We start from the raw sequence: 24,027 nt of genomic DNA on the forward strand, positions 1-24,027 counted from the left end.
AAGCCTGCCCAATCCAGCGCAGGCCGTCGAGATTTTTGTCGATGCGGCCGCGCCTAGCCCTCCATGGCGGCCAGCCCGGGCAGCAGTTTGTCCAGCGTCAATGGAAACTCGCGCACGCGAATGCCGGTAGCGTTGTAGACAGCATTGGCCAGGGCCGCCCCGGCCCCGCACACGCCCAGCTCGCCCAGGCCCTTGACGCCCAGGGCGTTGGCCCTGGTATCGGGTTCTTCGAGAAACAGCACATCCATCGCCGCGATATCGGCATTGACCGGCACCAGGTACTCGGCCAGGTCATGGTTGACGAAGTGCCCGTGGCGGGTGTCGAGCAGGGTCTGTTCCATCAGCGCCGCGCCGACGCCCCAGGTCATGCCGCCGAGGATCTGCGAGCGCGCGGTCTTGGGGTTGAGGATGCGCCCGGCGCCGATCACCGCGAGCATGCGCCGCAGGCGGACTTCGCCGGTGTCGATGTCCACCGCGACTTCGGCGAAATGCGCGCCATTGGAAATCTGGGAAAACCGCTTGTAGTCCTCCCCCATCGGCCCGACGCTGCCTTCTGCCTGCAACCCCGCGGGGGCCACTCGCAGCAACAGGTCGCTGAGGCGCTCCGAGCGCTCGCCGGTGCTGATACGGCCGTCGGCGAAGCGTACCGGCGCCTGGTTGTAAGGCGCGCCGGCGGCCTGGATGATCCGCTGTTTCAAGGCCTGGCAGGCGGCCTCCACCGCCGAGCTGGAACTGGCCGCCCCCCAGGAACCGCCAGAGCCCGAGGTCTGCGCAAAGCGGCTGTCGCCCAGCTGCACCTGCACCGCCGCCATCGGCACGCCCAGGCTGTGGGCGGCGACCTGGGTCAGGATGGTGTAGGTGCCGGTGCCGATATCGGTCATGTCCAGGCGCACCAGCACCCGCCCGGTCGGGCCCAGGCTCACCAGGGCCCTGGACAGCCCCAGGTAGTTGGGCCGGATCGCCGCGGCCATGCCCATGCCGATCAGCTTGCGGCCCTCGCGCACGCTGCCGGGCTTGGGCTGGCGGCGGCTCCAGCCGAAGCGCTCGGCGCCGGTCTGCATACAGGCCAGCAGATTGCGCGAGGCGAACGGCACGCCGAGTTCGGGGTCCAGTTCCGGCTCATTGCGCACCCGCAGTTCGATGGGGTCCAGGTCCAGGCGTTCGGCCAGCTCGTCCATGGCGCTTTCGAAGGCGAGCATGCCCGGCGCCTCGCCCGGCGAGCGCATCCACTCGCCGCGATTGAGGTCGACCGGCACCAGCCGATGGCGGGTCAGGCGATTCGGCGCCGCATACAGCGAGCGGGCAAACACCGCGGTCTGCTCGCAGTACTCTTCGAAGCGCGAGGTGCTCGACCAGACGTCATGCCCCAGGGCCGTCAGCTTGCCGTTGTGCTCCGCCGCCAGCCGCACCCGATGCTGCATGGCCGGGCGATAGCCGGCGTTGGCGAATATCTGCTGGCGAGTCAGGGCTACCTTCACCGGGCGCTTGAGCACCCGGGCGGCGAGCGCCGCCAGCACCGCGTCGGGATGAATGATCAGCTTGGAGCCGAAACCGCCGCCGATATAAGGGCTGACGATGCGCACCCGCGCCGGCTCGATGCCCAGGGTACTGGCCAGGCCGGCGCGGAAGTTCGCCAGGGTTTGCGCCGAGGTATAGAGGGTCAGGTCGTCCCCGGACCAGACCGCGATGGAGGCATGGGGCTCCATCGCCACGTGGCTCTGGTGCGGGGTGCTGTAGGTGCTGTCGAGCTTGACCGGCGCATTGGCGAACCCCGACTCGAAATCGCCGACGGTACTGTCGGTCTGGAGACCGGCGTTGGTCCGCGGCGGGATGTAGGCCTGGGCCAGGCGTGAAGCGAGCTCGAAGTCGCCCTGCTCGGGGGTGTAGCTCACGCGAATCAGGCGCGCCGCCGCTCGCGCGGCCTCGAAGGATGCAGCGACCACCAGCGCCACCGGTTCATCGTAGTAACGCACAGCATCGGTCGCCAACACCGGACGCGATCGGCTGAACACCTCGGCCGTGGTCGGCGTCACTGCGGGGCCGAATGCCACCTGGGCGGGGGCGTTGCGATGGGTCATGACATAGAGCACGCCCGGCGTCCGTTCGGCCTCGCGGGTGTCGATCGCACTGATGCGGCCCCGGGCGATGGTCGCCCCGAGGATGTAGCCATAGGCGGTGTCGCCCATTTCCCGCTGCTCGTAGGCGTAGGTCGCGCGGCCGGTGACTTTCAGCCGGCCATCGACCCGGTCCAGCGGTTGGCCGATGGGGCTGTTGGCGACGGATGCGGTGGGTCCTGATGTGCTCATGCCGATGCTCGCTCTTGGGTGGCGCTGGCCAGCAGCTGGCGCAGGGTGCGTTTGGCCAGGGGGATCTTGAAATCGTTGCCGCCCTGCCCGCGCGCGTCGGCCAGGGCGATGTCGGCGGCGTGCTGGTAAACCGCCATAGCGGACGGCTGGCCGAGCAACGCCTGCTCCGCCGCCGTGGCCCGCCAGGGTTTGGCAGCGACGCCGCCGAGGGCGATGCGGGCCGTGCGGATCTGCCCCGCGCGAACCTCGACCACCAGCGCCACGGCGACCAGGGCGAAAGCATAGGAAGAGCGATCGCGCACCTTGCGATACAGCTGCCGCCCCGGTGGTGGCGGCGGCAATGTAATAGCCACGATCATCTCGCCATGGGCCAGTTGGGTTTCGACCTCGGGCGTCGCCCCGGGCAGGCGGTACAGCTGATCCAGGGCCAGGGAGCGGCGCTGGCCGCCGGGCAGGACCGTCTCCACCCGCGCCTCCAGGGCGACCATGGCCACTGCCATGTCCGAGGGATGCACCGCGATGCAGGCTTCGCTGGCGCCGAGAATCGCGTGCATGCGGTTGTGCCCCTGCTGGGCCGAGCAGCCGCTGCCGGGTTCGCGCTTGTTGCAGGCCATGCCCGGGTCGTAGAAGTACGGGCAGCGCGTGCGTTGCAGCAGGTTGCCCGCGGCCGAGGCCTTGTTGCGGATCTGCCCCGAGGCACCGGCCAACAGCGCCTGGGACAGCAACGGGTAGCGCTCGCGGACACGGCTGTCGGCGGCCAGGTCGCTGTTGCGCACCTGGGCGCCGATGCGCAGGCCGCCGTCGGCGCTGTCCTCGATCGTGGCCAGGGGCAAGCGGCTGATATCGATCAGGTGCGTGGGCCGCTCGATGCCCAGCTTCATCAAGTCGATCAGGTTGGTGCCGCCGGCGATAAAACGCGCCTGGGGCTGCGCGGCCATCAGGCTGACGGCCTGCTGTACGTCGCTCGCGCGCGCATAGCTGAAAGGCAGCATGGGTTCAGGCCTCCTCGGCGGCGTCGCGGATGGCGGCGACGATGTTCGGATAGGCGGCGCAGCGGCACAGGTTGCCGCTCATGCGCTCACGGATCTCCCCGTCGCTCAGGGCGACGGGCTGGCCCGTCAGGTCATCGGTGACATGGCTGGGCCAGCCGGCGCGCACCTCCTGCAGCATGCCGACCGCCGAGCAGATCTGCCCCGGCGTGCAATAGCCGCACTGGAAGGCATCACGGGCGATAAAGGCCGCCTGCAGGGGGTGCAGCAGGTCGCCATTGGCCAACCCCTCGATGGTGGTGATCTCGTCGCCGTCATGCATGACCGCCAGGCTCAGGCAGGCGTTGATCCGGCGGCCATTCACCAGCACCGTGCAGGCGCCGCACTGGCCGTGGTCGCAACCCTTCTTCGAGCCGGTCATGCCCAGTTGATGGCGCAGTGCGTCGAGCAACGTGGTGCGTGGGTCGAGGTCCAGCAACTGGTCGCTGGCGTTGATGCGCAGGGTGATCGCCTGGGATGGCAACGGGCGAACGGGTTCAGATAGCCCCGGGGCGGACTGGGGTTGGGCCCTGCCAACGCCTACCCATAACAGGCTGGCGGCGGCCCCGGCTTGCAGCAGCGCGCGGCGCGACGGACGCGGTGAGTCCAGGTCTTGCATGGTGCTCTCCTGAAATGAACGGCTGGACGCGAGTATCGCCAAGGGCGTGGCGCCGTTCTTTCAGGTATCAGGACGAGCTTGTCAGGATTCGGGAAGCCTGCTGCCGGTAGCTGCTCGGGGTGGTCCCGGTGATGCGCCTGAAGGTCGAGGTGAAGTGGCTCTGGCTGGAGAACCCCAGCTCCAGCGCCATGGCGCTGATCGGCATGCTGCCGGCCCGCAGCAGGCTTTCGGCGCGGCGCACCCGGCGCTCGATCACGTAGGCATAGGGCGCCATGCCGGTCTCGGCCTTGAAGTGACGGGCGAAGGTGTCGACAGGCATGCCAGCGATCCGCGCCAGTTCGGTCAGCGAGAGGCTGCCGTCGATGCGCGCATCGACGTAGTCGCGCAAGCGCTTGAGCAAATGCGGCCCCAGGCGCCCGTGGCCAGCGCTGGCGATATCGACCCGCCCCAAACGCAGCGCCACCAGCGCCACCAGATGCTCTATATAGCTGGCTTCCAGGACCTGCCCGCTGACCATCTCGGCGCTGAGGGCGGCGAGCAGCGAGTGGATCACCCCATCGCCGCTGTTGATGCGCATGGGCAGCTCGGCCAGTTGCGGGCAGCCTGGGAAATCCAGGGTCGTGTCGATCCACAGGGCGGTATAGATCAGGTCGGCCTCGCGAAAATAGCCCTGGCGCTCGACGCCGGCCGGCACGAAGCTGATCGACCCGGGGCGGTCGCAGCCCCGGTAATTGAGCGTCGAGCTGCTGCGGATATGGGTCTTGGCCGTGACCCCGCGCTCGGTGAGGATCACCACGTGCTGCGGCGCCGTCCAGCTGAGCTCGGCCTCGCGGCAGGCCCAGCGGCGGTGATCGATAGTCACCAGGCCATCGAACAGCGATGCCGATTGCAGCACCGCGCCCTCGGCGCCCCGCGCCCGGATGCAGCCCGCGCCGACCCGGGGCTCCAGCGACAGGTTTGCGGATTCCCTTGATACGCTCATAAACCAGGCACCTCCCCGTGGGATACAGCGAGCGGCCAGCGTACCCCAGGATCACTGGCAACTTCCAAGCGAAAAAGAAGCGACCTGGGGCAATCCCCGGCCAAACCGAACTGATTTACAATGCCATCCCTTTGCCTGAGGCTGGCGTTTCGTGGATGCTCTGTCGCTTGTCTATAAGCACCTGATCGACTGGGTGATCGCCCCTGTTACCCAACAGTTTCTCGGCATTTTCAATCTGAACGGCCGGCTCGGGCTGTTGTTCCTGTGCGTGTCCTACGGCGTCGCCTATGGCCTGTTCCGCTTCAGGAAGCGCCGCGGCCTGAGCGACGCCCACTCGTTCTGGCACTTCATCGGCGGCGGCCGGGTGCACTTGCACCGCTCGGCGCTGCTGGATTATCGCTACTACTTCGTGCGCGCCATCCTCAAGGTCGCGCTGGTGCTGCCCATCGTCCACTTGGTCGACCCTTACATCCTGCGCTCCGGGGATTACCTGGCCTTTTTCAGCAACCTCTGGGGCGAGCGCCCGCGCCTGGGGCAGAACCTCGGGCTGTCGCTGCTCTACGGGCTGGGGCTGTTCCTGCTCAAGGACTTCATCCATTACTGGGCGCACCGGGCCTTTCACTCGCGCTGGCTGTGGGAATTCCACAAGGTCCATCACTCGGCGCCGGTGCTGGTCCCGGCGACGGCGAGCCGGGTGCACTTCGTGGAAAAGATCGTCGAGAAACTGAGCATCGGCCTGTGCCTGGGCCTCTACGCTGGTGGTTTCTGGTACGCCTGCGGTGGCGAGATCAGCCGCTACACCCTGTTCGGCGTGACCTACCTGGTGTTCATCTTCAACAGCCTGGCGGCCAACCTGCGGCACAGCCATGTCTGGCTGTCGTTCGGCCCGCGGCTCGAGCATGTGCTGAACAGCCCGGCCCAGCACCAGATCCATCACAGTGACGCGCCCCGCCACTTCAACCGCAACTTCGGCACCAACCTGTCCCTGTGGGACTGGATGTTCGGCACGCTCTACGTCACCCGCTCGACACCCGAGCCGCTGCGCTTCGGCACCGGGGAGCAGGACTCGCAACGTTACCTGACGGTCTACAGCCTGATCGTCACGCCCTTCGTCGAGACCGCCCGCAAGCTTCTGGCCAAACGCCCGCGCGGGGTGGCGCCGCAAACGCCCTATTCATAAGCCGGGGCGCCCGCTATTCCTCGAAACGACTGCTGGCATCACGATCACGCTCGTAGCACCTGGCGAGTGGAAACGCCGGCAACCAGGACTCGCGCCGAACAGTCCAGCTTTCGTAAGTGGGCTTGAGTTGATCGGGGGCGTCCAGGGAACCCAGGTTCACTTCGACTTCATCGGCCGTGCGGGCAAACACCGACGAGCCGCAGTGCGGGCAGAAAAACCGCCCGGCGTAGTCGCGGGTTTCGCCCTCGATGGTCACCGCGTCCTCGGGGAATATCGCCGAGGCATGGAACAGCGCGCCATGGTGCTTGCGACAATCGAGGCAGTGGCACAGGCCGACCCGGTACGGGCGCCCCGCCGCCACGATCCGCACCTTGCCGCACAGGCAACCGCCGGTGAATCGTTCCATGCTGCACCTCCTCTTGGGTCAAGCATTGCGGGTGGCTGGCCAAGGCCGCGTTCAGTCATGGGACGGCTGTTGCGCGGCGCCGGCCCGGCCTGGTTCTTTCAGCGCCTCACGCTGCAGCTGATTGCGCCAGACTCGATAAGCACGAATGCCAGCGCGTACTGAGGAAAACAACAACTTCTGCTCCAGCTCGCGCGCCAGGCCCGAACGCACCAGCATCCGCAGGAATGTCCCGTGCGGCCGGGCAATGCCCAGGACGATGCCGCGCGCCAGCAGGGTGTCGCGCACCTCCCTGAGGGCCACGATGCCGCTGACGTCGATCGAGGTCACCGCCTCGGCGACGAACAGCACGGCACGGGGATCGGGCTCGCGCTCGACCGCCTCCAGCAGGCGCGCCTTGAAGTAGTCGGCGTTGAAAAACAGGATCGCGTCATCGAAGCGGTACACCACCAGCCCCGCCAGCGTGCGCGCCTGCGGGTATTGACTGATATCGACCTGGCCTTCGATCCCGCGTACCCAGCCCAGCACCGCATCGGTGGGCTGGTAGATGCTTTTGAGCAGCCGCAGGATCGCCAGCAGCACCGCGACGATGATGCCCGGCAGCACCCCCACGCCAATCACCCCCAGGGTGGTCAGCACACACAGCCAGAACTCGAAACGGCTGAGCTTGCGGATAACCCGCATCGCCTGGATGTCGATCAGCCCCCAGCCCGCCATCAACAGCACCGCCCCCAGCGCCGCCTGGGGGATCCAGGCCATGGGCGCGGTGAAGAACAGCAGGATCAGGGCAATCACCAGGGCAGCGATAATCCCCACCAACTGGCTCTTGCCCCCCACCATGCTGTTGACCGCCGTGCGCGAATCGGCGCCGCTGATGGCGAAACCGCTGGAGACCCCGGCGGCGATATTGGACACGCCCAGCGCCAGGAACTCATGGTTGGCATTGACCGTGTAGCCGTTCCTGGCGGCGAAGCTGCGGGCCGTCAGCATCGCACTGCAAAAACTCACCGTGGCGATACCCAGCGCATCGCGCAGCAGGCTTTTCAGTTCGGCCATATTGGTCTGCGGCCAGCTCAACTGCGGCATGCCCGAAGGGATCGGGCCCAGTACGGAGACGCCGTAGCTGTCCAGGCGCAGAAAGCCGACGCACAGGGTGGCGATGGCCACCGTCACCAGCGCCGCCGGCAGCCTCGCAAAGCGCCGCGGCAGCCAGATCAGCAGCGCCAGGGCGCCCGCGCCGATGGCCAGGGTCGGCCAATGGGTTTCGCCAAGCCGCTGCAGCATGTTCAGCAGGCTGAGAATGAAACCCTCGCCTTCGATTTTGTAGCCCAGCACCTTGCCCAGTTGCCCGGCCAGCAGGCTCAAGCCGATGCCGTTCAGATAGCCGATCAGGATGGGCCGCGAGAAAAAACTGGCAATGAACCCCGCCCGGGCGATGCCGGCGCCGATCAGCATCAGGCCGACCAGCACCGTGACAATCACAGCCAGTTGCGCCAGACGCTCGGGATCGCCCAGCGCCAGGGGCGCGATCGCCCCGGCGACCATGGCGCAGGTGGCCGCATCCGGCCCGACCATCAACTGCCGCGAACTGCCCACCAGGGCATAGACCATCATCGGCAACACGCAGGCATACAAGCCGTACTGCGGCGGCAGCCCGACAATCTGGGCGTAGGCGATGGCAATCGGGATCTGCACGGCCGCCACCGACAACCCGGCCTGCAGGTCGTACCTGAACCATTCGCGGCGGTATTGCAGGAGATTGGCCAAGCCTGGCAGCCAACGGGCGAGCAGCATGGAGGTACCTTTGATCAGGGGCTTTGACGAGGGGTATGGCGGGCGCGAAAGCTCGTGCCCTGGATGAGAGATAAGCAGAGTCGGTTTTTCTTTGCAGGCTTTTCAACAAAATATCGGCGGATCGAGCGTCCTCTGATTCGGCAGACGCCGTGACAGACCGCGGCCGGTCCTCCGTCGCCAGCCCTCCCCCCAAACGACAGCACGGCTGGCAACTAATGTCCTCCCGCGGTATTGGCCCGGTAGTCGCCAGCCAATTCAGCCAATGCTCACCCTGCCGGGTGCAAACCCGGTTCCCCTTTTCCAGGTGACCACCGCGTTAACGAGGTCAGGCCCGATGGATGCACCGCCAGGCTCTGCTCGCTACTGCTTGCTGTTCCTGGGGTCGTCCGCCGGGTTGAGGTAGGTGATCCCCCAGGGGCCCGTGCCGTGGAGCTGGAGCACGGTTTCCTGTTTTTGAGTGGCGGCGTACATCGGTGTACCGACGGGAATGATCAGGGTGTCGCCCGGGTGATAGGCCTTGGCCTTGGCCGCGTCGAAGGTGTCGCCGGTGGCGAAGTAGAAGGTGCCCGAGATCACGGTGACACGTTCGGTCACGGGATGGGTATGCACCCCGACTTTCGTGTTGGCCGGCAGCATCAGGCGCATGGTGAAGGGCTCTGGTTTTTTCAGGTCGCCTTCGATCACCGAAATCATCACCCCGGGCCCTACCGAGGGCGCGGGTGTCCATTTCAGTTCGGCGGGGGTGGCGGCAATCAACCCTGTGCCCTCGGCCAGAGCGGCAGAGGCCAGGAAGGCCGCGCCGAGCAGGGCCAGTGAAACAGCGACAGCTTTGTGGGCGCTCATCGTGATGTCCTCGCGTTTGAGAGCGGTGGGTGAATCGCAGCGGCCAACAGAGCATCAACGCAAAAGCACAGCGGCTGCGCGATCGAGTCATATAGGGTGACGATAGCCGAACGCCGATGCGCGGATATATCCATTGCGAACAGCCTTGATAGCGCACGGGTATTGCCGCACAGGCAACCGCCGGCCAATCGGCCGAGGCCCGTCGACCTGGCAAACAAGCCAAATTGCCATGTGTTTCCTTCGTTCTTTCATACGTCGCAGTTCTCACTGCCCGTTCCCCCATGCCTGGAGTTCCCCCCGATGCCTTCGCCCCGTCCCCTGCCCTCTGCCTTGCTGGGCCTGGCCCTTGTCTGTCCGGCCCTGGCCGATGCCCAGGGCCTGGAGCTGGGACAAGTGCTGATCGGCGCCGAGGAGCGCAGCGGCGAAGACGCATCGATCGAGGAAGCCAAGGCGCGGCTGGCCCAGGTGCCCGGCGGCAGCAATGTGGTGGGCCTGCGCCGCCCGCTGCAGGGCCGCGTGGCCAGCAACCAGGATGTGCTGGCGTATCAGCCGGGGGTCTATGCCCAGTCCGCGGGCAACGAAGGGGTGAAGATTTCGATCCGCGGCTCGGGCATCAACCGCGCGCCGGGCGCCCATGCCTCGGGGCTGTACACGATGCTCGACGGCCTGCCGCTGACCGGCCCCGGCGGCACGCCCTATGAGTTGCTGGAGCCGCTGTGGCTCGACCGCGTGGAAGTGCTGCGCGGCGCCAACGGTTTCGACCGCGGCGCCCTGGCCCTGGGCGGCGCCATCGACTACATCAGCCACACCGGCTACGACGCCCCGAAGTTGCAGGTGCGCTACGCCACGGGCAGCCACGGCTATCAGCAGCGCCAGGTCAGCTCCGGGCAGGTGCTGGGCGACTTCGACTACTACCTGTCCATGACCGACGCGCACTCCGATGGCTACCAGGACCACAGCGCCAGCAAGAGCCAGGGGGTGATCGCCAACTTCGGCTATCGCTTCAACCCGAACCTGGAAACCCGCTTCTACATCCGCCATCGCCAGACCGACAACGACCTCGCCGGGCGGGTCACCCAACGCTCCATCGAGCACGACCCACGGGCGGCCAACCCGGCCTACGTGACGCGCAACGACAGCCGCGACCAGCCGGGCAGCACCTTTATCGGCAACAAGACCACCTGGTACATCGACGACGATTCAAGCATCCAGACCGGCCTGGTCTACCACGACTACCCCATGGACCTGCGCGAAGGCCCCAACCGCCTCAAGGTGGCCTATACCGATGTCAGCGGCACCTTCGACTACAAGCGCCGCGACACCCTCTGGGGCCTGGAAAGCCACAGCACCCTGGGCCTGCGGGTGACCAAGCACCTGCCCAACTCAGGGGCCAGCGAACGGGTGCGCATCCCCAGCGGCAACACCGCGGGTTTCGCGCCGGGCACCCACATGCGCAACTTCACCTACCAGGGTTCGGACAGCGTCCTGCATGTCGGCAATGACCTGGAGATCGCCGACGACCTGTGGCTGACCACCGGCCTGGCCGCCATCTACACTCGCCGCGAAAGCGCCGTGACCTATCCCGAAGGCGGCGGCAAGACCAGCCTCGGCGACTGGGACTATGCGCCGCGCCTGGGCCTGCGCTACCAGCTGACCCCCGACCTGCAACTGTTCGGCAACCTCAGCCGCTCGGTCGAGGCGCCGCATCCCTGGTCGCTGATCTACAGCTCCAACCTGCGCTTCCCGGCCGGCAGCGGCGCGGCCACCGGCACCCAGCGCGACCCGATCAAGTTGCAAAACCAGACCGCCACCACCCTGGAACTCGGCGGCCGTGGCGACAGCGCCATCGGCCAATGGAGCCTGGCCTGGTACTACGCCCAGGTGCGCCACGAACTGCTCTCGGTATTGCCGGACGCCAACGCCACCACGCCCTACGAACTCAACGCCAGCCCCACCGTGCACCAGGGCGTGGAAGCCAGCCTGCAGAGCACCCTGTGGTCGCGGGACGACGGCGGCCAGTTGAGCCTGCGCCAGAGCTACACCTTCAGCGACTTCCATTACCGCGACGATGAGCGCTTCGGCGACAACCGCCTGCCGGGCCTGCCGATGCACTACTACCAGGGCGAGTTGCGCTACGACTGGCCCCAGGGTTTCTTCGCCGCGCTCAACACGCAACTGGTGTCCAAGGTGGCGGTGGACTACGCCAACAGTTACTACGCCGATCCCTATGCGCTGTTTGGCGCCACCCTGGGCTACAACGCACCCAAGGGCGACTGGCAGACCTGGCTCGACCTGCGCAACCTGACCGACCAGCACTACGCCGCCACCGTTACCCCGGGCTACGACGACAAAGGGCTGGACGCGGCGCGATCCACACCGGGGGAAGGCATGGCGATGTATGTCGGGGTGTCGTGGAGCCTGCGTTAAGGCCAGGGACGGCCAGATGTGAGTAGGCGATCCCGTTTGGCGAGCAGCATGAAGCCACCCGGGAAAGCAGCGGTATCAGCTCTCGGAGGAAACCACGGACTCGGGAGTTGATTCGGCATCCAGCTTCAAGCGGTCGGCCTTGCTGATGTATTTGGGCTTTCGCGGTGCCAGCTTGGCACTGGCCTTTTTCGCGTGAGCCTTTAATAGCTGGTTGATTTTCTTGCGACGGTTCATGTTTTTCTACTCGGCCGGTAAGTGTTCGAATGATATCAGCTACTGAGTGCATGACCTTGGAGCCCCTGGGCTCCCATCAGCAATAACTTTTTGTAAGTGCTATTCGAAATCACCTTGCGCCGGCCGACCAAACCGCCGGTGATAGCGCCCGCAACCATAAGCTCGCCTGGGTTGCCATTGAAGTGCCCGATCAGGCCAGATGCGTGACTACTTCAGGATAAACAGGTCCCCTTCCACACTCAGATCGCCCTGTTTACGACGCGGCGCGACAGCGTCGTAAACGATTAGCAGACCTTCCCCGGCCTCCTCAGCCACGTCAAACAGACACATACCCTCGGCATGGTCGTCACCTTGCCCGAAAGGCACCTCCAGAACCCTCTCCAATTGCTCCGCAAAGACCACAAGCTCCTCATCAGATGCGAAGCCGCCACGCCAACGGAACACCGTTACCGGTCCGTCCAGGTCCATGGTCGGCCCCGCCAGAATCAACAGATCGTCGCCGCTGACGCACAGGTCTCGCACCCCCAGGCCATTGAGCGCGAAGAAGTGCTTGCGGTAGCGGCGCCCCTGCGGCCCGATCTTCTTGAGCACCAAGGTTTCGCTGGGGTCGTCATTGAGTTCAGGCTCGATCTCCAGCAGCACGGCCCATCCGCGCAGGACCGGCCCACGCAACCCCAACAACAGCCGCGAGCCAATGACCGCCATCCCTTCGATATCGAAACCGTTGTCTTTACCCGGGATGGGCAGGAAGTCCCGTAACTGATCGTCTTTGGCAATTTCCCAGGTCAAGTCGTTGCCAAGCGCGTTGCCACGCAGCTGCGCCGCCGTACGCCCATCGGCATCCACCGCCCTGGCAAGTTCATAGCTGTCGTTCTGCCGTACTACCGGAATGCGGGCCAACAAAAAGCGATTGCCGTCTGCCTCTACCGTCGATAGCCGCTTGATGTTCTTTTGCGCAGGCTTGTCGGGCTCGGCCTTCCTGCGCTTGAGGCTATGGGAGCCCACCACCCAGAGGTAACCATCGTCATAGGCCAACCCCTCGATATCGATCTCGGCGTCTGGCTCCGGTATGGGCAGGTCCAGGTATTCCATGAGCGAGAACGATTGGTGCTCAGCGCAGATCACCGCGCCGCCTGGTGCAGCGCCCTGGATTTTCAGACGCTCCAGGCTGGTGGTTTCATCGTTGGCCACCCACAGTGTGTCGCCAATCCGCTGAGCGACCGAAAGGCCATCGCGCAACGCTGCAAACGCCGGGGCAAAGCTCAGTATCACCACATTGATTCGTTCGCTCATGAGCACTCTCCTGCCAGACGGGGTGAAGCGAACAGGCTGTTGTCGAGGCTAGTGGCTAGCCAACGACAAGCAAGATTATTGTCTAGCACGTTTTTTCACAGGCGCTAGAGCGCTGTTGTTCACCTTGAGAAGCTGGCCGCACGTGAAAAGGCGCGCTTTGGCGATCGCATCGCACCCGGTGGCGATATGCATGACATACACGTGGTCTTTCGCGAATGGGCTTCGCAATATGACAACCCGGATTTCTCCGGACGCACAGGGCGCGACACGAGGCGGGGCGGGGCGGGGATAGCGGAGCAAACAGCGCAGGTTTTGCGCGTTGACGGGGCGAGTATTGTTGAAGATATGGCCGCGCACCCCCTTCACTCCGTGATGCGATCATGTTGCTTCGGGTCGTTTACAGACCTTCGCATCAAGCTGCAATCGGCCCAAGAACTGCCACACGCCTTCAAGACGAGGACAGAAAGTTCAACTCCAACCTGCTGATCGAAGACCTGACAAAACAGGTGAACAACCCAATCGACACTGTGACCGGGCATCTCGGTAATCAATGACTATGCTTTGACCTAATGTGCAAACCGCTCCGACCGGTAATCCATAGCGCTGTTCTACCAGCCAACACCAGAAAAACAGGCCCATGAAACCGATGCCCTCCCTTGCCGTTGTTGCCCTTGCCTCAATCATGGCCGCTATCGGCTTTACGGCCCATGCAGCCGAGGTGCCGTTGGGTAGCCGTTCCCTGGAAGGTCACATCATTACGCGGGTGCTGGCCGTTGATCCGGTGAATCATCAAGTCACCATAGAAGACACCAACAAAAGCCCGGTATCCATCCAGCTCACGGAAAAAGCCAAGGCCCTGGGCAACCTGAAGGTCGGCGACAAGGTCGATATCCACGTTGTTCGCTCAGTCGCCTATGTGCTCGACACGAATGTCGAAGCTGCACCAGGGGTTAGCGACGAATCAATGACTATCCGTGCCACACAGGACAATCCTGACCCAGGTGGCGAGGCGGTTCGCAAGGTCAAGGTCACGTCAAAGATCACTCGCATTGACTTGGAAAAGCATGAAGTGACCTTGCTACCTCCGGAGGGCGAACTGACCGTCCTGAAGGTCGAGGACCCACAGCTTCAGGCCCGAATGAAGAAGCTCCAGGTGGGTCAGACGATCAACGCCATTTACACCGAGGTAATGAAAGTCAAAACCTCGCGCTGATATGGCTGACAAGCAGAGACCTTGATGAAGGCTACTCCGGACGCTTGGATATGACAGAACTATTGAATGCTATAGCGCTGGGATTACTGGCCTTGCTACCCCTGATCAATCCGCCTACAACAGTGGCTTTATTTATTACCCTGAGCAAAGGCCTTAGCCAAAAAGAAAAAAACAAACAGGCGCTTTCGACTTCGCTTTATGTCTTTCTCATCATGGCACTTACCTATTACGTAGGTGAGTTTGTTATGGACGCTTTTAACATTTCCATTCCGGGCTTGCGCATGGCAGGCGGTGGCATTCTCATAATAATGGGCTTGAAGATGCTCTTCCCGCAGCCAGTCCATGTTTCTCCTGTCGTCAACAGCGCAAAGGAACAGGCCAGTTTTGCCTTCATTCCGCTGGCCATGCCCAGTACTGCCGGGCCAGGAACGATCGCGATGATTATCAGCTCCTCCGCGACCATTAAACACAGCACGTTATTTCCAACCTGGGTTCTATTAACCGCGCCTCCATTAATCTTCTTGTTTACTTCCATTATTCTCTGGATCTGCTTACGCAGTTCAGGCCCCATAATGAAACTAACAGGGGAGTCAGGCATTGATGCAATATCACGTTTGATGGGTTTTCTACTCGTATGTATGGGGGCTCAGTTCGCCATAAATGGGTCGATAGAAATAGTACAAACCATCATTGACAATAATTTTCATTTACCCCGCCCTCAATAATTCAATCTCCACGCTGCGGGAGGCTAAAGCATGGGTGTCTGCTACCCTTTAGCGGAGTCATCGAGGTCGGCCGTTCTCACTCCCTGACATTGATCCAGTCCTCTCAAGCCTGCCTGACCACATGAGGTGGGGCGATGCGCATTTCATTACTTTACGCGGTGTCGGCTGTACTGGTTCTAAGTGGGTTTTCTTGCCTGGCGCAAACCCAGAATGCGCCTGCAAACGCTGCGGCTACAGCGCCCCTGACGGCACCGGCCAAAGATGTCGTGTTCACCCAAGAGCAGCTGGATCAGATGCTGGCTCCCATTGCGCTATACCCGGATCCACTGTTGGCACAGGTATTGATGGCCAGTACCTACCCCGGGGAAATCGCCGAGGCGGTCACCTGGTCCAAAGCGCATCCGGGCGCCAAGGGCGATGATGCGGTCAAACAAGTGTCGAGCCAGACCTGGGACCCGAGCGTACAGGCGCTGGTTGCCTTCCCACAGGTCCTGGCAACACTGGGACAAGACCCGGTCTGGGTACAGCGTCTGGGCGATGCCTTTCTGGCGCAACCCGACGATGTCATGGACGGCGTGCAACGCCTGCGGCATCAGGCGCAAGCAGCAGGCAACCTGCAGAGCAACCAATATCAGAACGTGACGGTTCAGGCTGCACCGGCAGCCCCTGCCAACAGCTCCACTACCATCGTCATCGAGCCTGCCGACCCGCAAGTGGTCTACGTCCCCACGTACAATCCGACCACTACCTATGGCACCTGGGCCTACCCTGCTTCGCCGCCCGTCTACTATCCACCGCCCCCCGCCTATTACCCCGGATCGGCCTTGATGGCCGGGCTGGCGTTCGGGACCGGCGTGGCGATCGTCGCCTCGCTGTGGGGCGACTGTGACTGGGACAACAACGACATCGACATCGACGTCGACCGCTACAACAACATCAATCGCAACACCCAGATCAACAGGAACCAGAACAAGTGGCAGCACAACTCCCTTCATCGCGATGGCGTTCCCTATCGAGACAGCAGGAGCCGTGAACAGTACGGTCGACAACTGGACGGTGCCAATCAGCGTGAGGCCTTTCGAGGGGATAATGCCCAACGCGCCCAGGCGCGTGAAAAAGCCCGCAGTTCAATGGACAGGCACGGTATCGAACGACCAGCCACCACTAACCTCCAGGCCCGTGATCAAGCGCGCAGAGCGCAGGTCGATAATCGCATGCAAGCCGGGGCAGACAGACCGAGAGCCTCTGACAGGAACCAAGGTACTGACAGAAACATCCGGGAAAATCAGCAGCCCAGACAACAGAACGCTCAGACGAATCAGCGCCGCCAGGAACTCTCCCAAACACGCCAGGGAACGCCAAAACGCCCGACCGCCAGCCCCGGCAGTGCACGCAATAATGCTTTTGCCGGCGCGCGCTCGCCGTCCCAGTCGAACGCCCAGGCCCTCCGTGGCCGAACCAGCCAGGCATCCGCCACGCGCCCCAGTGCTGCGCGATCCGCCGGCCATCAGATCAGCAGGCCGTCCGGTGCCTCCATGCGACAAAGAGGGGGGGGCCGGCGTTGAACACACTTCCTCGAGTGAAAGCATTCATGGGCTCGCTCCCTCGCATCCTGATGATCAGCGCCAGCCTGGCATGGTCATGCACGGCTATGGCACAGCAGGCATTTCCAACCCCGGAACAGGCCGCTCAGGCGTTCGTCGAAGCCCTGGGCACACAACAGGCCGATCAGGCACGCCTGATGCAGCTGCTGGGTGAAGACTGGCGCAGTTTCATCCCGCGAGGTGGCGTCCAGCGCAGTGACGTGGATGCGTTTTTGAAGCTCTACCGCGAGCGACATTCCATCGAAAAAACCAGTGACCGCAACGCTGTCCTGTCGGTCGGCAGTGACCACTGGACACTGCCGATACCCCTGGTAAAAGCCGAAAAGGGTTGGCGCTTCGACATCAAGGCTGGTAGCGCCGAAATCCGTATGCGGCGAATCGGCAGCAACGAACTGGCCGCGGTGCAATCGGTGCTGACCTATCACGACGCCCAGATGGACTATGCATCAGTGGATCATGACGGTGACGGCGCCCTCGAATATGCGCAGAAAATCTTCAGCACTCCCGGCAAGCACGACGGACTCTATTGGGCGGATGACGATAGCGGTCAACTCAGCCCCTTGGGTCCGCTGTTCGGCAATGCCATCGCCGATGAAGATTGGCATGGCTACCACTTCCGCATCCTCGAGGGACAAGGTCCCTCGGCACCGGGTGGCGCCTACAGCTACCTCATCGGTGACAAGATGAGCCGTGGCTTTGCCCTCATCGCCTGGCCGGCGAAATACGAGGACACCGGGGTGATGAGTTTCATGATCAGCCATGAGGGCCAAGTGTTCGAGAAAGACCTGGGACCCGAGGGTTATAAATTGGCGCAGTCGATGAAGCGCTTCGATCCCGATGACAGCTGGCAGGAGGTCACCCTGGATCAGAAGCCGTAACAGTTGCCTGGCTTCAATCACCCGTCAGCGGATCGTAGAGGGCATGCTTCGCCTCTCATTTCAACAGGCGGTAATCGGCTGTGGATTCAACCGGTCGAAGAGACGGATGCTTTGCTGCCCAAGCGGATGAGTTCATTGGAGAAACACAGGCCGACGATGATCAGTGCCGCGCCCGCGTACAGGCTTTCGCGCGGCACTTCATTGAGCACCACAAATGCCAGCAGCGCGGCGAACAGTGGCTCGGTCAGCTCCAGCGCTTGCACTTGGGATGGCTTGAGATACTCGATGGCCTTGGTGGTGCAGAAGAAGCCCAGGATTGTCGGCAGCGTGGCCAGCGCCAGCAGTGCGGCGATCACCAGCGGCGACAACTCGCCCATCGCGAAACCATCGGCCGCCGCCGGCATCAGCAGGTACAGGCTGCCAAAGAACAACAATTGTCGGGTGAAGTGCAGCCCTCCCGACACCCCCATACGCTTCATGGCAACCGAAAAGGCCCCATAGCCGCAGCCGGCCATGGAGGCGAGCGCAGCACCTTGCAGGGTAAAGCCCTGCTGCAGGTCGCCGCCGAAGATCACCGAGATCCCAGCGATAGCCAGTGCGGCGCCAACGGTAGCGTTCGCGGTGATGGCATCCTTGAGGAAAATGCGCCCCAGAATGATCGAGGAAATCGAGGCACTGGCCATCAGCACCACTACCACACCTGCCGCAGCGTAATGTTGATAGGCGGACGTTTCGAAATAGAACAGCACAAAGATGCCAAGGAATGCGCAGATAGCCGCCTGAGTCCATTGGGTCGACGCCGCCGGGCGCTTGAGGAAAAACAGTAGGATCGAGAGAAGCACGCAACCCAGTAGCGTCTTGATGACAGCGACACTGCTGGCGGCGAAACCATTACTCATGACTACTTTGCTGAGTACACCGATCGTTGCGTTCAGTGCCGCAGCGGAGAGTGCAAATATGACGCCTTTGCTGAAAGTAGATTGCATTGATGACGATCCCTGTCGCTGAATGGTCGTTCGATAGAATGCCGCCCTACATCGACGGCGCAAAGTTTGAGGATACGAAGATCCCACCAACACTTACCTTAGGAAAGTCCATTTAATCGGGACTAACGACTTTGTCGCCCCCAAGGAAGAAGTCAGAGGGCCTGGCCCTTGGCTAGGCAATATGAGTTGACGAACGTTGCAGTGTGCTGCAAGGACTGGCGTATATCCGGTTTGGCTATTCCATGCCTGTTGGCAAATTGCTCGACCGCTGCTGTATCAAAACGAGTGGTCTGGATAAAGTCCAAGGCCTCGGGTTTTGTATTCAAAAGCCGCGCGACGGGGGGAATACTCAGTAGCCACTTCAGCAAGCGGAGTGGAATGTAATGCTTGGGAGACTTTAAGCCCAAAGGTTGTGCCGCCTGTACCAGGAGTTCTCGCAAGTTGGGAGTCTGGTCATCAAGCGCCAGCAGTTCCTGGCCCGCCATGGCAGGATCAAAAGCACAGACCGCCACCAGCTCAACCAGGTAATCCACGGTGACCAGTGGCAGCCAGTGCTCGGCGGTACCGGGCACTGCGGCCAGCTTTCCCTGCACAAGGTTGCGGATCAGCTCCACCAGCGGCTGACCGTCAAGGATATGCCCCGTGCGGCTGTGGCCACAGACCGTCGCAGGGTGGACAACGGTAATCTCCCCGCCCTTGGCGGACATGACCTCCAGGGTCGCAAAATGCGCCTCCAGCTTGCTCCCCTCGTAACCACCGACCTGTCGGTAGACGGCAGGCCAATTCGTCAGCTCCGGATAACGCGGATCAATTCCGATGCGTAGCAGATGTTCATGATTTTTCAGCATGTAGCCGCCGATCATCACCAGCCGGCTTTTTTGCTCAGCCGCCAACCGCGCCACGCGCTTTGCCCCTTCCACATTCACCGCACGAGAATGCTCCACTGAAAGCCCCCATGCGAAGTGGGCGCCCAGGTGGAATATGACTCTGGCGTGCCTTAGCACTTCCCTGTCAGCAAGACTCAGCCCGAGGTTGTCCCGTTCCAGATCGCCAGCTACGGCAAATACCCGGGTTGCGCACCCTCCCAAATTGTCGACTTGCTCCCGCAGTGCAGCTAGTCGCTCTGGGCGACGCATCAACACCCGAATGGTGTGACCTTTTGCACTCAGGTACGCCACCAGATGTTGACCGATGAAGCCGGTACCCCCCGTGACAAAGCACTCCACGCTCATTTCCCTGTTCCTTGTTTAAGGTGAGAAATCAAGCGTAAACTATCGACCCAACTCTACAGTCAAGCGGTGTTTTCATGAAAATCGGCGAACTCGAGGCCCGCAGCGGCGCCAGCCGCCATACGCTGCGTTACTACGAGCAAATCGGCCTGATCTCACCGCTGCGGCAAACTAACAACTATCGCGTTTACACAGAGCAGACTCTGCAGGATCTGGACTTTATCCAGCGTGCGCAGAGCATGGGGTTTTCCCTGGGGGAAATAGGCGAGATTCTGGATGCGCAGCGGAACAAGCTGATCGATTGTGCTGACGGCGCCAAGCTGATTGAAAAGAAGATGGCAGAAATCAAACAGAAAATTACTAACCTCCAAGGCATTTATCGGTATCTGGATCAAGAGCGTGCAAACCTCGAAGCCAGTGCTGCCAGGCAACTTGAGCTTCAGCAGCTGAACAACTCTTCCAACTGAACTTCCAGTTTCAAGCATCCGCTGTCTCTACGAATTCCAGGTTGACTCAGAGCCCTCTCGCCTCACGCAAATCCTGGACCACGCCTCAAGCCAGCAACTCGCTGATCCACCGGGTCTGCCGGGCGATGTCCTGGACCTTCTCCTCGGGTACGGCCTGCCGTGCCCGGGCGAAGTGGGCCAGGGTCTTCTGTTTCAGGCGCAGCATGCGTTGCCACTTGGCCAGGAAGGCCGGGCTGCGGGCCTGTAGCTGCAGCGGGCCGAAGTACAGTTCCTCGGCGGTGTAGCTCACCGGCCCGGCGCGCTCGGCGACGATGATTTCGTAGAAAAAGCGGTTTTCCCGCAGCACTTCCTCGCAGAGGATGCGGTAGCCATGCTCCATCAGCCATTGGCGCAGGGGTTGCTCGCCGCCGTTGGGTTGCAGGATCAGGCGTTCCTCGCCATTCAGGCGCGCCTTGCTGCTGTCGAGGATGTCGCGAATGGTCTCGCCGCCCATGCCGCAGATACTGATCGCCGTGATCCCATCTTCCGGTTCGATCGCCATCAGGCCGTTGGCCAGGCGCACGCTAATGCCCGAGTCCAGGGCGTTTTCGCGCACGCTGCGCTGGGCCGCGTGGAACGGCGTCAATGCCACCTCGCCGGCCACCGCCGCGGCGATAAGGCCACGGCGCAGCAATGCCACCGGCAGGTAACCGTGATCCGAGCCGATATCGGCCAGGCGCGCACCCGCTGGCACATGCGCCGCCACGCGTTCCAGGCGCATGGACAATGTCTGTTGGTTCAACTGCCGCCCCTTTTCACCACGAACGTCCGGCGCCTGTGGCCGGATCGGGACGCGATTCTGTCGGGCAATGCCGCGCATTTCAAATTTATGCGACCAGGGCCAGGGTTCGCGCCGTCCTGCCGGGCACCGTTTGCTAGCCGCCTCAGTCGTCGAAGCCGTAAAGGACCGCCGGGTTATCCGCCAGGATGCGCCGGCGCCAGGTGCCGTCCGTGGCCCAGTGGGACAGCAGGTCGAGCATGGCGCTGTCGCTCGGCCTCGGGTCGCGCCCCGGGTGCGGCCAGTTGCTTGCCCACAGGCAACGTTCCGGGTGGCTGTTGATCAGCGTCTGGGCCAGTACGCCGACATCCTCGTACAGCGGCGCGCCGACCCGGGAGGTTTCGTAAGGCGCGGAAAGCTTGACCCAGGTATTGCCGCCGTCCAGCAAGCGCAACAGGGTCTTGAAGGCAGCATGGCCAACGGGGACCGGCTCGAGGAACTTGCCCACATGGTCGATGCTCAGCCGGCTCGGCAACGCCAGCAGACGCTCCTGATAATCAGGCAGGTCGCGGCCGTCGAGTTGCAGATTGATCACCCAGCCGAGTTCGGCAATACGCCAGGAAATCCTTTCCAGCGCGTCCCAGGGCAGCACCCCGCCCGCCCCCGGCACCATCATGAAACGCACGCCGCGCACGCCTTGCTGATGCAGGCGGGACAGTTCGCTCCAGCGCGTTTCGGCCTTGATCACGGCGATGCCCCGCGCTGCCTGGCCGGCCTGGACCAGCGCATCCAGCAGGCAGGCATTGTCAAAGCCGTACCCCACTGGCTGGACCAGCACCGCGCGCTGCAGGCCCAGTTGCCGTTGCACCCGCGCGTAGTCGCTCCAGGTCGCGGTCGGGACCGGCGATGGCGCCGCAAAGCGCGCAGGGTCGTACACGTGCACGTGGCAGTCGGTGGCGTGGCTGGGCAAGGTCATAGTCGCGGGTACTCCTGATTAGTGGGATTGCAGCCGGAATACATCCCGGGCGCGGTCAGCGCGCGCCAGGTTCACCGCCCCCTGCGGAACTCGTCCTGCGAGCAGGGCCTGGACCTGGCGCACGGTGTCCATGGCCTGATGCTCGCTGGCTTCGGGTGTCAGCCCACCGATGTGCGGGCTGGCAATGACCTTGGGATGAGCGGACAGCAGCGGCCCGGGCATCTGGTCTGGCGCGCGCCCGACATCCAGCGCACAGCCGCCGATCAGCCCCTGCTCCAGCGCCTCGAGCAGGGCATCGTCGTCCACCAGTTCCCCGCGCGAGGCGTTGATGAAGAACGCGCCGGGGCGCATCGCGCGAAAGGCCTCGCGCCCGAACAGGTTGTAGGTCCGCTCGACCGCCGGCGCGAGGCAGACCACGTAATCGGCGCCGCCGACGACCTGCTCGAACGACACCTGTTCGATGCCGGGCTCATCGACCCGGGCATTCGGGTCATTGACCCAGACGCGCATCTGCAGCAGCCGAGCAATGTCGGCCAGGCATTTGCCAATGAAGCCATAACCGATGATCCCCAGCGTCGCCCCGCGCAACTCCCGCCCCATGAGCACCTGCGGCGCCCTGCCCTGCCAGTAGTCGGCGGCCGCGCGGCTGATGCCCCGCGCCAGGTCGATCATCACGCCGATCACCCATTCGCTCACCGAGCGGTCGAACCCCGGCGTCGCATGGGTGACCAGCACACCGTGACGGCTGGCGGCTTCGACATCGATGTTGCGGATGTCCACCGCCACCCGGCAGATCGCCGCAAGCTGTGGCAGGCGTTCGAACAGTTCGGCGGGCGCGGCCGCCTCGCGGCTGGCGACAATGATCGAGCAGCCCTGTGCCCGATCGACCAGTTGCTCCAGCGACAGCGGATCGGGCGAATCGTTGAGCCGGACATTGCCCAGGGCCTGAAGCTGCCTGAGCGGCTGCTCGGCGTAGTAATTGGCGCGCACGCCGGGGGCATGGGTCAGGAAGATCTCAGTCATGGTCACGCTCGCTTGTCGGCGCCGGGCCGGGCCACCGAATGTCGGGAAATCAGCATTGGCTGGAACACCAGATTGACGGCGGGCAGCTGTGGGTCGCGGGAACGTTCGACCGCGCGCTGGACCATGATGTCGGCCATCTCGGTCAGCGGCATGGCCACCGACGTCAGGCTGGGGTTGCTGAACGCGGCAATGGACAGGCCGTCCATGCCGACCACCGAGATGTCCTCGGGCACCCGCAGCCCCGCCTGGATGAGCCCGGACATCAGGCCCATGGCGAGCATGTCGTTGACGGTGACGACACCGGTCGGCCTGGGCGTCATCGCCGCCAGATCGGCCGCCATGGCGAATCCCAGGTCGGCAAGCTCCGAATCGCCGAACGTCTCGAGCACCGGGCCTTCGATGACGGTGGCGCTGACCTGCGCGCCCTCCTGCGCGGCGCGCTCGCGAAAGCCCTCGATCTTCGCCGTACGACTGATGGTCTTGCCGCTGGGCACCAGAAACGCCAGGCGCCGATGACCGTGTTCGATCAAGTGCGCGGCGGCGATATAGCCCGCCTGGAAGTTATCCGGCGACACATGGTCCACCCGCGAGTCGCCGTCCTCGGTGGTTTGCCGGTCGTAACTGACGACCGTCAGCCCACGCTGTACCGCGGCCTCCAGGTGACGCTCGTCGTCCTGGGACGAGACCACGATCACCGAACGCACGCCGAACGACAGCAGGTCATCGAACATCCCGGCCTCCTGCTGCTTGTCGCGGTGGGTGTTGCCCAGCAGCAGCCGGTAGGAAAACTGCGCCCGGGCGGCGGCCTCGATCTTCAGGGCGATCTGCCCGTACATCGGGTTGGCGGTGGACGGAACCAGCAGGCCGAGCATCGGCGTATGGCCAGTCTTGAGCTGCCGTGCCACCCGGTTGGGCTGGTAGCCGAGCTTGAGAATCGCCGCTTCGACGCGAGCGAAGGTGTCGGCGCTGAGCTTGTCGGTGCGCTGGTTGAGCACATTGGACACAGAGCTGACCGAAACCCCCGCCAGAGCGGCCACATCGTGAATCGTTGTCATGTTTT

Annotated in this window: 22 protein-coding genes; 7 read left to right on the plus strand and 15 right to left on the minus strand. The window is 63.4% G+C overall.

Annotated elements, in window-relative coordinates:
• Positions 1-53: 53 nt before the first annotated feature.
• The 4 genes from NRG23_RS05915 to NRG23_RS05930 form a co-directional block, all read right to left on the minus strand.
• Positions 54-2,306 carry a xanthine dehydrogenase family protein molybdopterin-binding subunit gene (locus tag NRG23_RS05915; protein WP_257373978.1) on the minus strand — a complete coding sequence of 751 codons (2,253 nt, stop codon included), beginning with the start codon at positions 2,304-2,306 and terminating at the stop codon, positions 54-56.
• Complete coding sequence (locus tag NRG23_RS05920; protein WP_028682374.1) at positions 2,303-3,298, minus strand: xanthine dehydrogenase family protein subunit M; 996 nt, start codon at positions 3,296-3,298, stop codon at positions 2,303-2,305. The genes NRG23_RS05915 and NRG23_RS05920 overlap by 4 nt, the downstream gene beginning before the upstream one ends.
• Before the next feature lie 4 nt (positions 3,299-3,302).
• The gene (locus NRG23_RS05925; protein WP_009048603.1) at positions 3,303-3,953 is read right to left on the minus strand and encodes an aldehyde dehydrogenase iron-sulfur subunit; all 651 of its coding nucleotides are present in this window, start codon (positions 3,951-3,953) and stop codon (positions 3,303-3,305) included.
• 67 nt (positions 3,954-4,020) lie between these two features.
• Positions 4,021-4,935, minus strand: coding sequence for an AraC family transcriptional regulator (locus NRG23_RS05930; RefSeq protein WP_009048602.1), 915 nt, complete (start codon positions 4,933-4,935; stop codon positions 4,021-4,023).
• 151 nt (positions 4,936-5,086) lie between these two features.
• On the opposite strand from NRG23_RS05930, the gene NRG23_RS05935 reads away from it, so the two are divergent.
• Positions 5,087-6,115, plus strand: coding sequence for a sterol desaturase family protein (locus NRG23_RS05935; RefSeq protein WP_257373980.1), 1,029 nt, complete (start codon positions 5,087-5,089; stop codon positions 6,113-6,115).
• 13 nt (positions 6,116-6,128) lie between these two features.
• Here the strand turns inward: NRG23_RS05935 and NRG23_RS05940 are convergent, their stop codons facing one another.
• The 3 genes from NRG23_RS05940 to NRG23_RS05950 all read right to left on the minus strand — a co-directional run bounded on the left by NRG23_RS05940 (position 6,129) and on the right by NRG23_RS05950 (position 9,155).
• Complete coding sequence (locus NRG23_RS05940; RefSeq protein WP_257373981.1) at positions 6,129-6,521, minus strand: GFA family protein; 393 nt, start codon at positions 6,519-6,521, stop codon at positions 6,129-6,131.
• Between the two features lie 51 nt (positions 6,522-6,572).
• Entirely contained in the window at positions 6,573-8,312 is a 1,740-nt protein-coding gene (locus NRG23_RS05945) for a SulP family inorganic anion transporter (RefSeq protein ID WP_257373982.1), read from the minus strand.
• Between the two features lie 360 nt (positions 8,313-8,672).
• On the minus strand, positions 8,673-9,155 hold the full coding sequence (locus tag NRG23_RS05950) for a cupin domain-containing protein (RefSeq protein ID WP_016704557.1): 483 nt from the start codon (positions 9,153-9,155) through the stop codon (positions 8,673-8,675).
• A gap of 300 nt (positions 9,156-9,455) precedes the next feature.
• Here NRG23_RS05950 and NRG23_RS05955 point away from each other — a divergent pair, with 300 nt between their 5' ends.
• Complete coding sequence (locus NRG23_RS05955; RefSeq protein WP_257373985.1) at positions 9,456-11,582, plus strand: TonB-dependent receptor domain-containing protein; 2,127 nt, start codon at positions 9,456-9,458, stop codon at positions 11,580-11,582.
• Between the two features lie 75 nt (positions 11,583-11,657).
• Here the strand turns inward: NRG23_RS05955 and NRG23_RS05960 are convergent, their stop codons facing one another.
• The gene (locus NRG23_RS05960; RefSeq protein ID WP_009048596.1) at positions 11,658-11,816 is read right to left on the minus strand and encodes a DUF2986 domain-containing protein; all 159 of its coding nucleotides are present in this window, start codon (positions 11,814-11,816) and stop codon (positions 11,658-11,660) included.
• Between the two features lie 207 nt (positions 11,817-12,023).
• Positions 12,024-13,109, minus strand: coding sequence for a DUF3616 domain-containing protein (locus NRG23_RS05965; protein WP_257373986.1), 1,086 nt, complete (start codon positions 13,107-13,109; stop codon positions 12,024-12,026).
• Between the two features lie 637 nt (positions 13,110-13,746).
• Between NRG23_RS05965 and NRG23_RS05975 the strand changes: the two genes are divergently transcribed.
• The 4 genes from NRG23_RS05975 (at position 13,747) to NRG23_RS05990 (ending at position 17,529) form a co-directional block, all read left to right on the plus strand.
• On the plus strand, positions 13,747-14,322 hold the full coding sequence (locus tag NRG23_RS05975) for a hypothetical protein (protein WP_028682368.1): 576 nt from the start codon (positions 13,747-13,749) through the stop codon (positions 14,320-14,322).
• 50 nt (positions 14,323-14,372) lie between these two features.
• Positions 14,373-15,047 (plus strand): MarC family NAAT transporter, encoded by a 675-nt coding sequence (locus tag NRG23_RS05980; RefSeq protein WP_257373989.1) that lies wholly within the window; start codon positions 14,373-14,375, stop codon positions 15,045-15,047.
• Positions 15,048-15,181: 134 nt separating this feature from the next.
• Positions 15,182-16,612, plus strand: a complete 1,431-nt coding sequence (locus NRG23_RS05985) for a DUF3300 domain-containing protein (protein WP_257373990.1) — start codon at positions 15,182-15,184, stop codon at positions 16,610-16,612.
• Positions 16,613-16,638: 26 nt separating this feature from the next.
• On the plus strand, positions 16,639-17,529 hold the full coding sequence (locus NRG23_RS05990; RefSeq protein ID WP_009048591.1) for a DUF2950 domain-containing protein: 891 nt from the start codon (positions 16,639-16,641) through the stop codon (positions 17,527-17,529).
• Positions 17,530-17,615: 86 nt separating this feature from the next.
• Here the strand turns inward: NRG23_RS05990 and NRG23_RS05995 are convergent, their stop codons facing one another.
• Positions 17,616-18,515 carry a DMT family transporter gene (locus tag NRG23_RS05995; RefSeq protein WP_009048590.1) on the minus strand — a complete coding sequence of 300 codons (900 nt, stop codon included), beginning with the start codon at positions 18,513-18,515 and terminating at the stop codon, positions 17,616-17,618.
• Positions 18,516-18,667: 152 nt separating this feature from the next.
• Entirely contained in the window at positions 18,668-19,747 is a 1,080-nt protein-coding gene (locus NRG23_RS06000) for an SDR family oxidoreductase (protein WP_038631922.1), read from the minus strand.
• A gap of 74 nt (positions 19,748-19,821) precedes the next feature.
• On the opposite strand from NRG23_RS06000, the gene NRG23_RS06005 reads away from it, so the two are divergent.
• Complete coding sequence (locus NRG23_RS06005) at positions 19,822-20,211, plus strand: MerR family transcriptional regulator (protein WP_028682363.1); 390 nt, start codon at positions 19,822-19,824, stop codon at positions 20,209-20,211.
• An 85-nt stretch (positions 20,212-20,296) separates the two neighbouring features.
• On the opposite strand, the gene NRG23_RS06010 is transcribed toward NRG23_RS06005, so the two are convergent.
• The 4 genes from NRG23_RS06010 to NRG23_RS06025 all read right to left on the minus strand — a co-directional run bounded on the left by NRG23_RS06010 (position 20,297) and on the right by NRG23_RS06025 (position 24,022).
• The gene (locus tag NRG23_RS06010) at positions 20,297-20,992 is read right to left on the minus strand and encodes a tRNA (adenine(22)-N(1))-methyltransferase TrmK (RefSeq protein ID WP_081001238.1); all 696 of its coding nucleotides are present in this window, start codon (positions 20,990-20,992) and stop codon (positions 20,297-20,299) included.
• 142 nt (positions 20,993-21,134) lie between these two features.
• Positions 21,135-21,944 (minus strand): amidohydrolase family protein, encoded by an 810-nt coding sequence (locus NRG23_RS06015; protein WP_016704546.1) that lies wholly within the window; start codon positions 21,942-21,944, stop codon positions 21,135-21,137.
• 18 nt (positions 21,945-21,962) lie between these two features.
• On the minus strand, positions 21,963-22,967 hold the full coding sequence (locus tag NRG23_RS06020; protein ID WP_257373999.1) for an NAD(P)-dependent oxidoreductase: 1,005 nt from the start codon (positions 22,965-22,967) through the stop codon (positions 21,963-21,965).
• A gap of 2 nt (positions 22,968-22,969) precedes the next feature.
• Positions 22,970-24,022 (minus strand): LacI family DNA-binding transcriptional regulator, encoded by a 1,053-nt coding sequence (locus NRG23_RS06025; protein ID WP_037005878.1) that lies wholly within the window; start codon positions 24,020-24,022, stop codon positions 22,970-22,972.
• Positions 24,023-24,027 lie beyond the last annotated feature (5 nt).

It is taken from the genome of Pseudomonas sp. T8, assembly GCF_024610635.1.
GTDB classification, from domain to species: Bacteria; Pseudomonadota; Gammaproteobacteria; order Pseudomonadales; family Pseudomonadaceae; genus Aquipseudomonas; species Aquipseudomonas chlororaphis_I.

Coding starts and splice junctions, on each gene's coding strand:
- NRG23_RS05965 (WP_257373986.1), bottom strand. CDS start 13,109: ATGAGCGAACGAATCAATGTGGTGATACTGAGCTTTGCCCCGGCGTTT.
- NRG23_RS05950 (WP_016704557.1), bottom strand. CDS start 9,155: ATGAGCGCCCACAAAGCTGTCGCTGTTTCACTGGCCCTGCTCGGCGCG.
- NRG23_RS05940 (WP_257373981.1), bottom strand. CDS start 6,521: ATGGAACGATTCACCGGCGGTTGCCTGTGCGGCAAGGTGCGGATCGTG.
- NRG23_RS05955 (WP_257373985.1), top strand. CDS start 9,456: ATGCCTTCGCCCCGTCCCCTGCCCTCTGCCTTGCTGGGCCTGGCCCTT.
- NRG23_RS05925 (WP_009048603.1), bottom strand. CDS start 3,953: ATGCAAGACCTGGACTCACCGCGTCCGTCGCGCCGCGCGCTGCTGCAA.
- NRG23_RS06020 (WP_257373999.1), bottom strand. CDS start 22,967: ATGACTGAGATCTTCCTGACCCATGCCCCCGGCGTGCGCGCCAATTAC.
- NRG23_RS05945 (WP_257373982.1), bottom strand. CDS start 8,312: ATGCTGCTCGCCCGTTGGCTGCCAGGCTTGGCCAATCTCCTGCAATAC.
- NRG23_RS05990 (WP_009048591.1), top strand. CDS start 16,639: ATGGGCTCGCTCCCTCGCATCCTGATGATCAGCGCCAGCCTGGCATGG.
- NRG23_RS05985 (WP_257373990.1), top strand. CDS start 15,182: ATGCGCATTTCATTACTTTACGCGGTGTCGGCTGTACTGGTTCTAAGT.
- NRG23_RS05980 (WP_257373989.1), top strand. CDS start 14,373: ATGACAGAACTATTGAATGCTATAGCGCTGGGATTACTGGCCTTGCTA.
- NRG23_RS05930 (WP_009048602.1), bottom strand. CDS start 4,935: ATGAGCGTATCAAGGGAATCCGCAAACCTGTCGCTGGAGCCCCGGGTC.
- NRG23_RS06000 (WP_038631922.1), bottom strand. CDS start 19,747: ATGAGCGTGGAGTGCTTTGTCACGGGGGGTACCGGCTTCATCGGTCAA.
- NRG23_RS05995 (WP_009048590.1), bottom strand. CDS start 18,515: ATGCAATCTACTTTCAGCAAAGGCGTCATATTTGCACTCTCCGCTGCG.
- NRG23_RS05915 (WP_257373978.1), bottom strand. CDS start 2,306: ATGAGCACATCAGGACCCACCGCATCCGTCGCCAACAGCCCCATCGGC.
- NRG23_RS06005 (WP_028682363.1), top strand. CDS start 19,822: ATGAAAATCGGCGAACTCGAGGCCCGCAGCGGCGCCAGCCGCCATACG.
- NRG23_RS06015 (WP_016704546.1), bottom strand. CDS start 21,944: ATGACCTTGCCCAGCCACGCCACCGACTGCCACGTGCACGTGTACGAC.
- NRG23_RS05975 (WP_028682368.1), top strand. CDS start 13,747: ATGAAACCGATGCCCTCCCTTGCCGTTGTTGCCCTTGCCTCAATCATG.
- NRG23_RS05920 (WP_028682374.1), bottom strand. CDS start 3,298: ATGCTGCCTTTCAGCTATGCGCGCGCGAGCGACGTACAGCAGGCCGTC.
- NRG23_RS06025 (WP_037005878.1), bottom strand. CDS start 24,022: ATGACAACGATTCACGATGTGGCCGCTCTGGCGGGGGTTTCGGTCAGC.
- NRG23_RS05960 (WP_009048596.1), bottom strand. CDS start 11,816: ATGAACCGTCGCAAGAAAATCAACCAGCTATTAAAGGCTCACGCGAAA.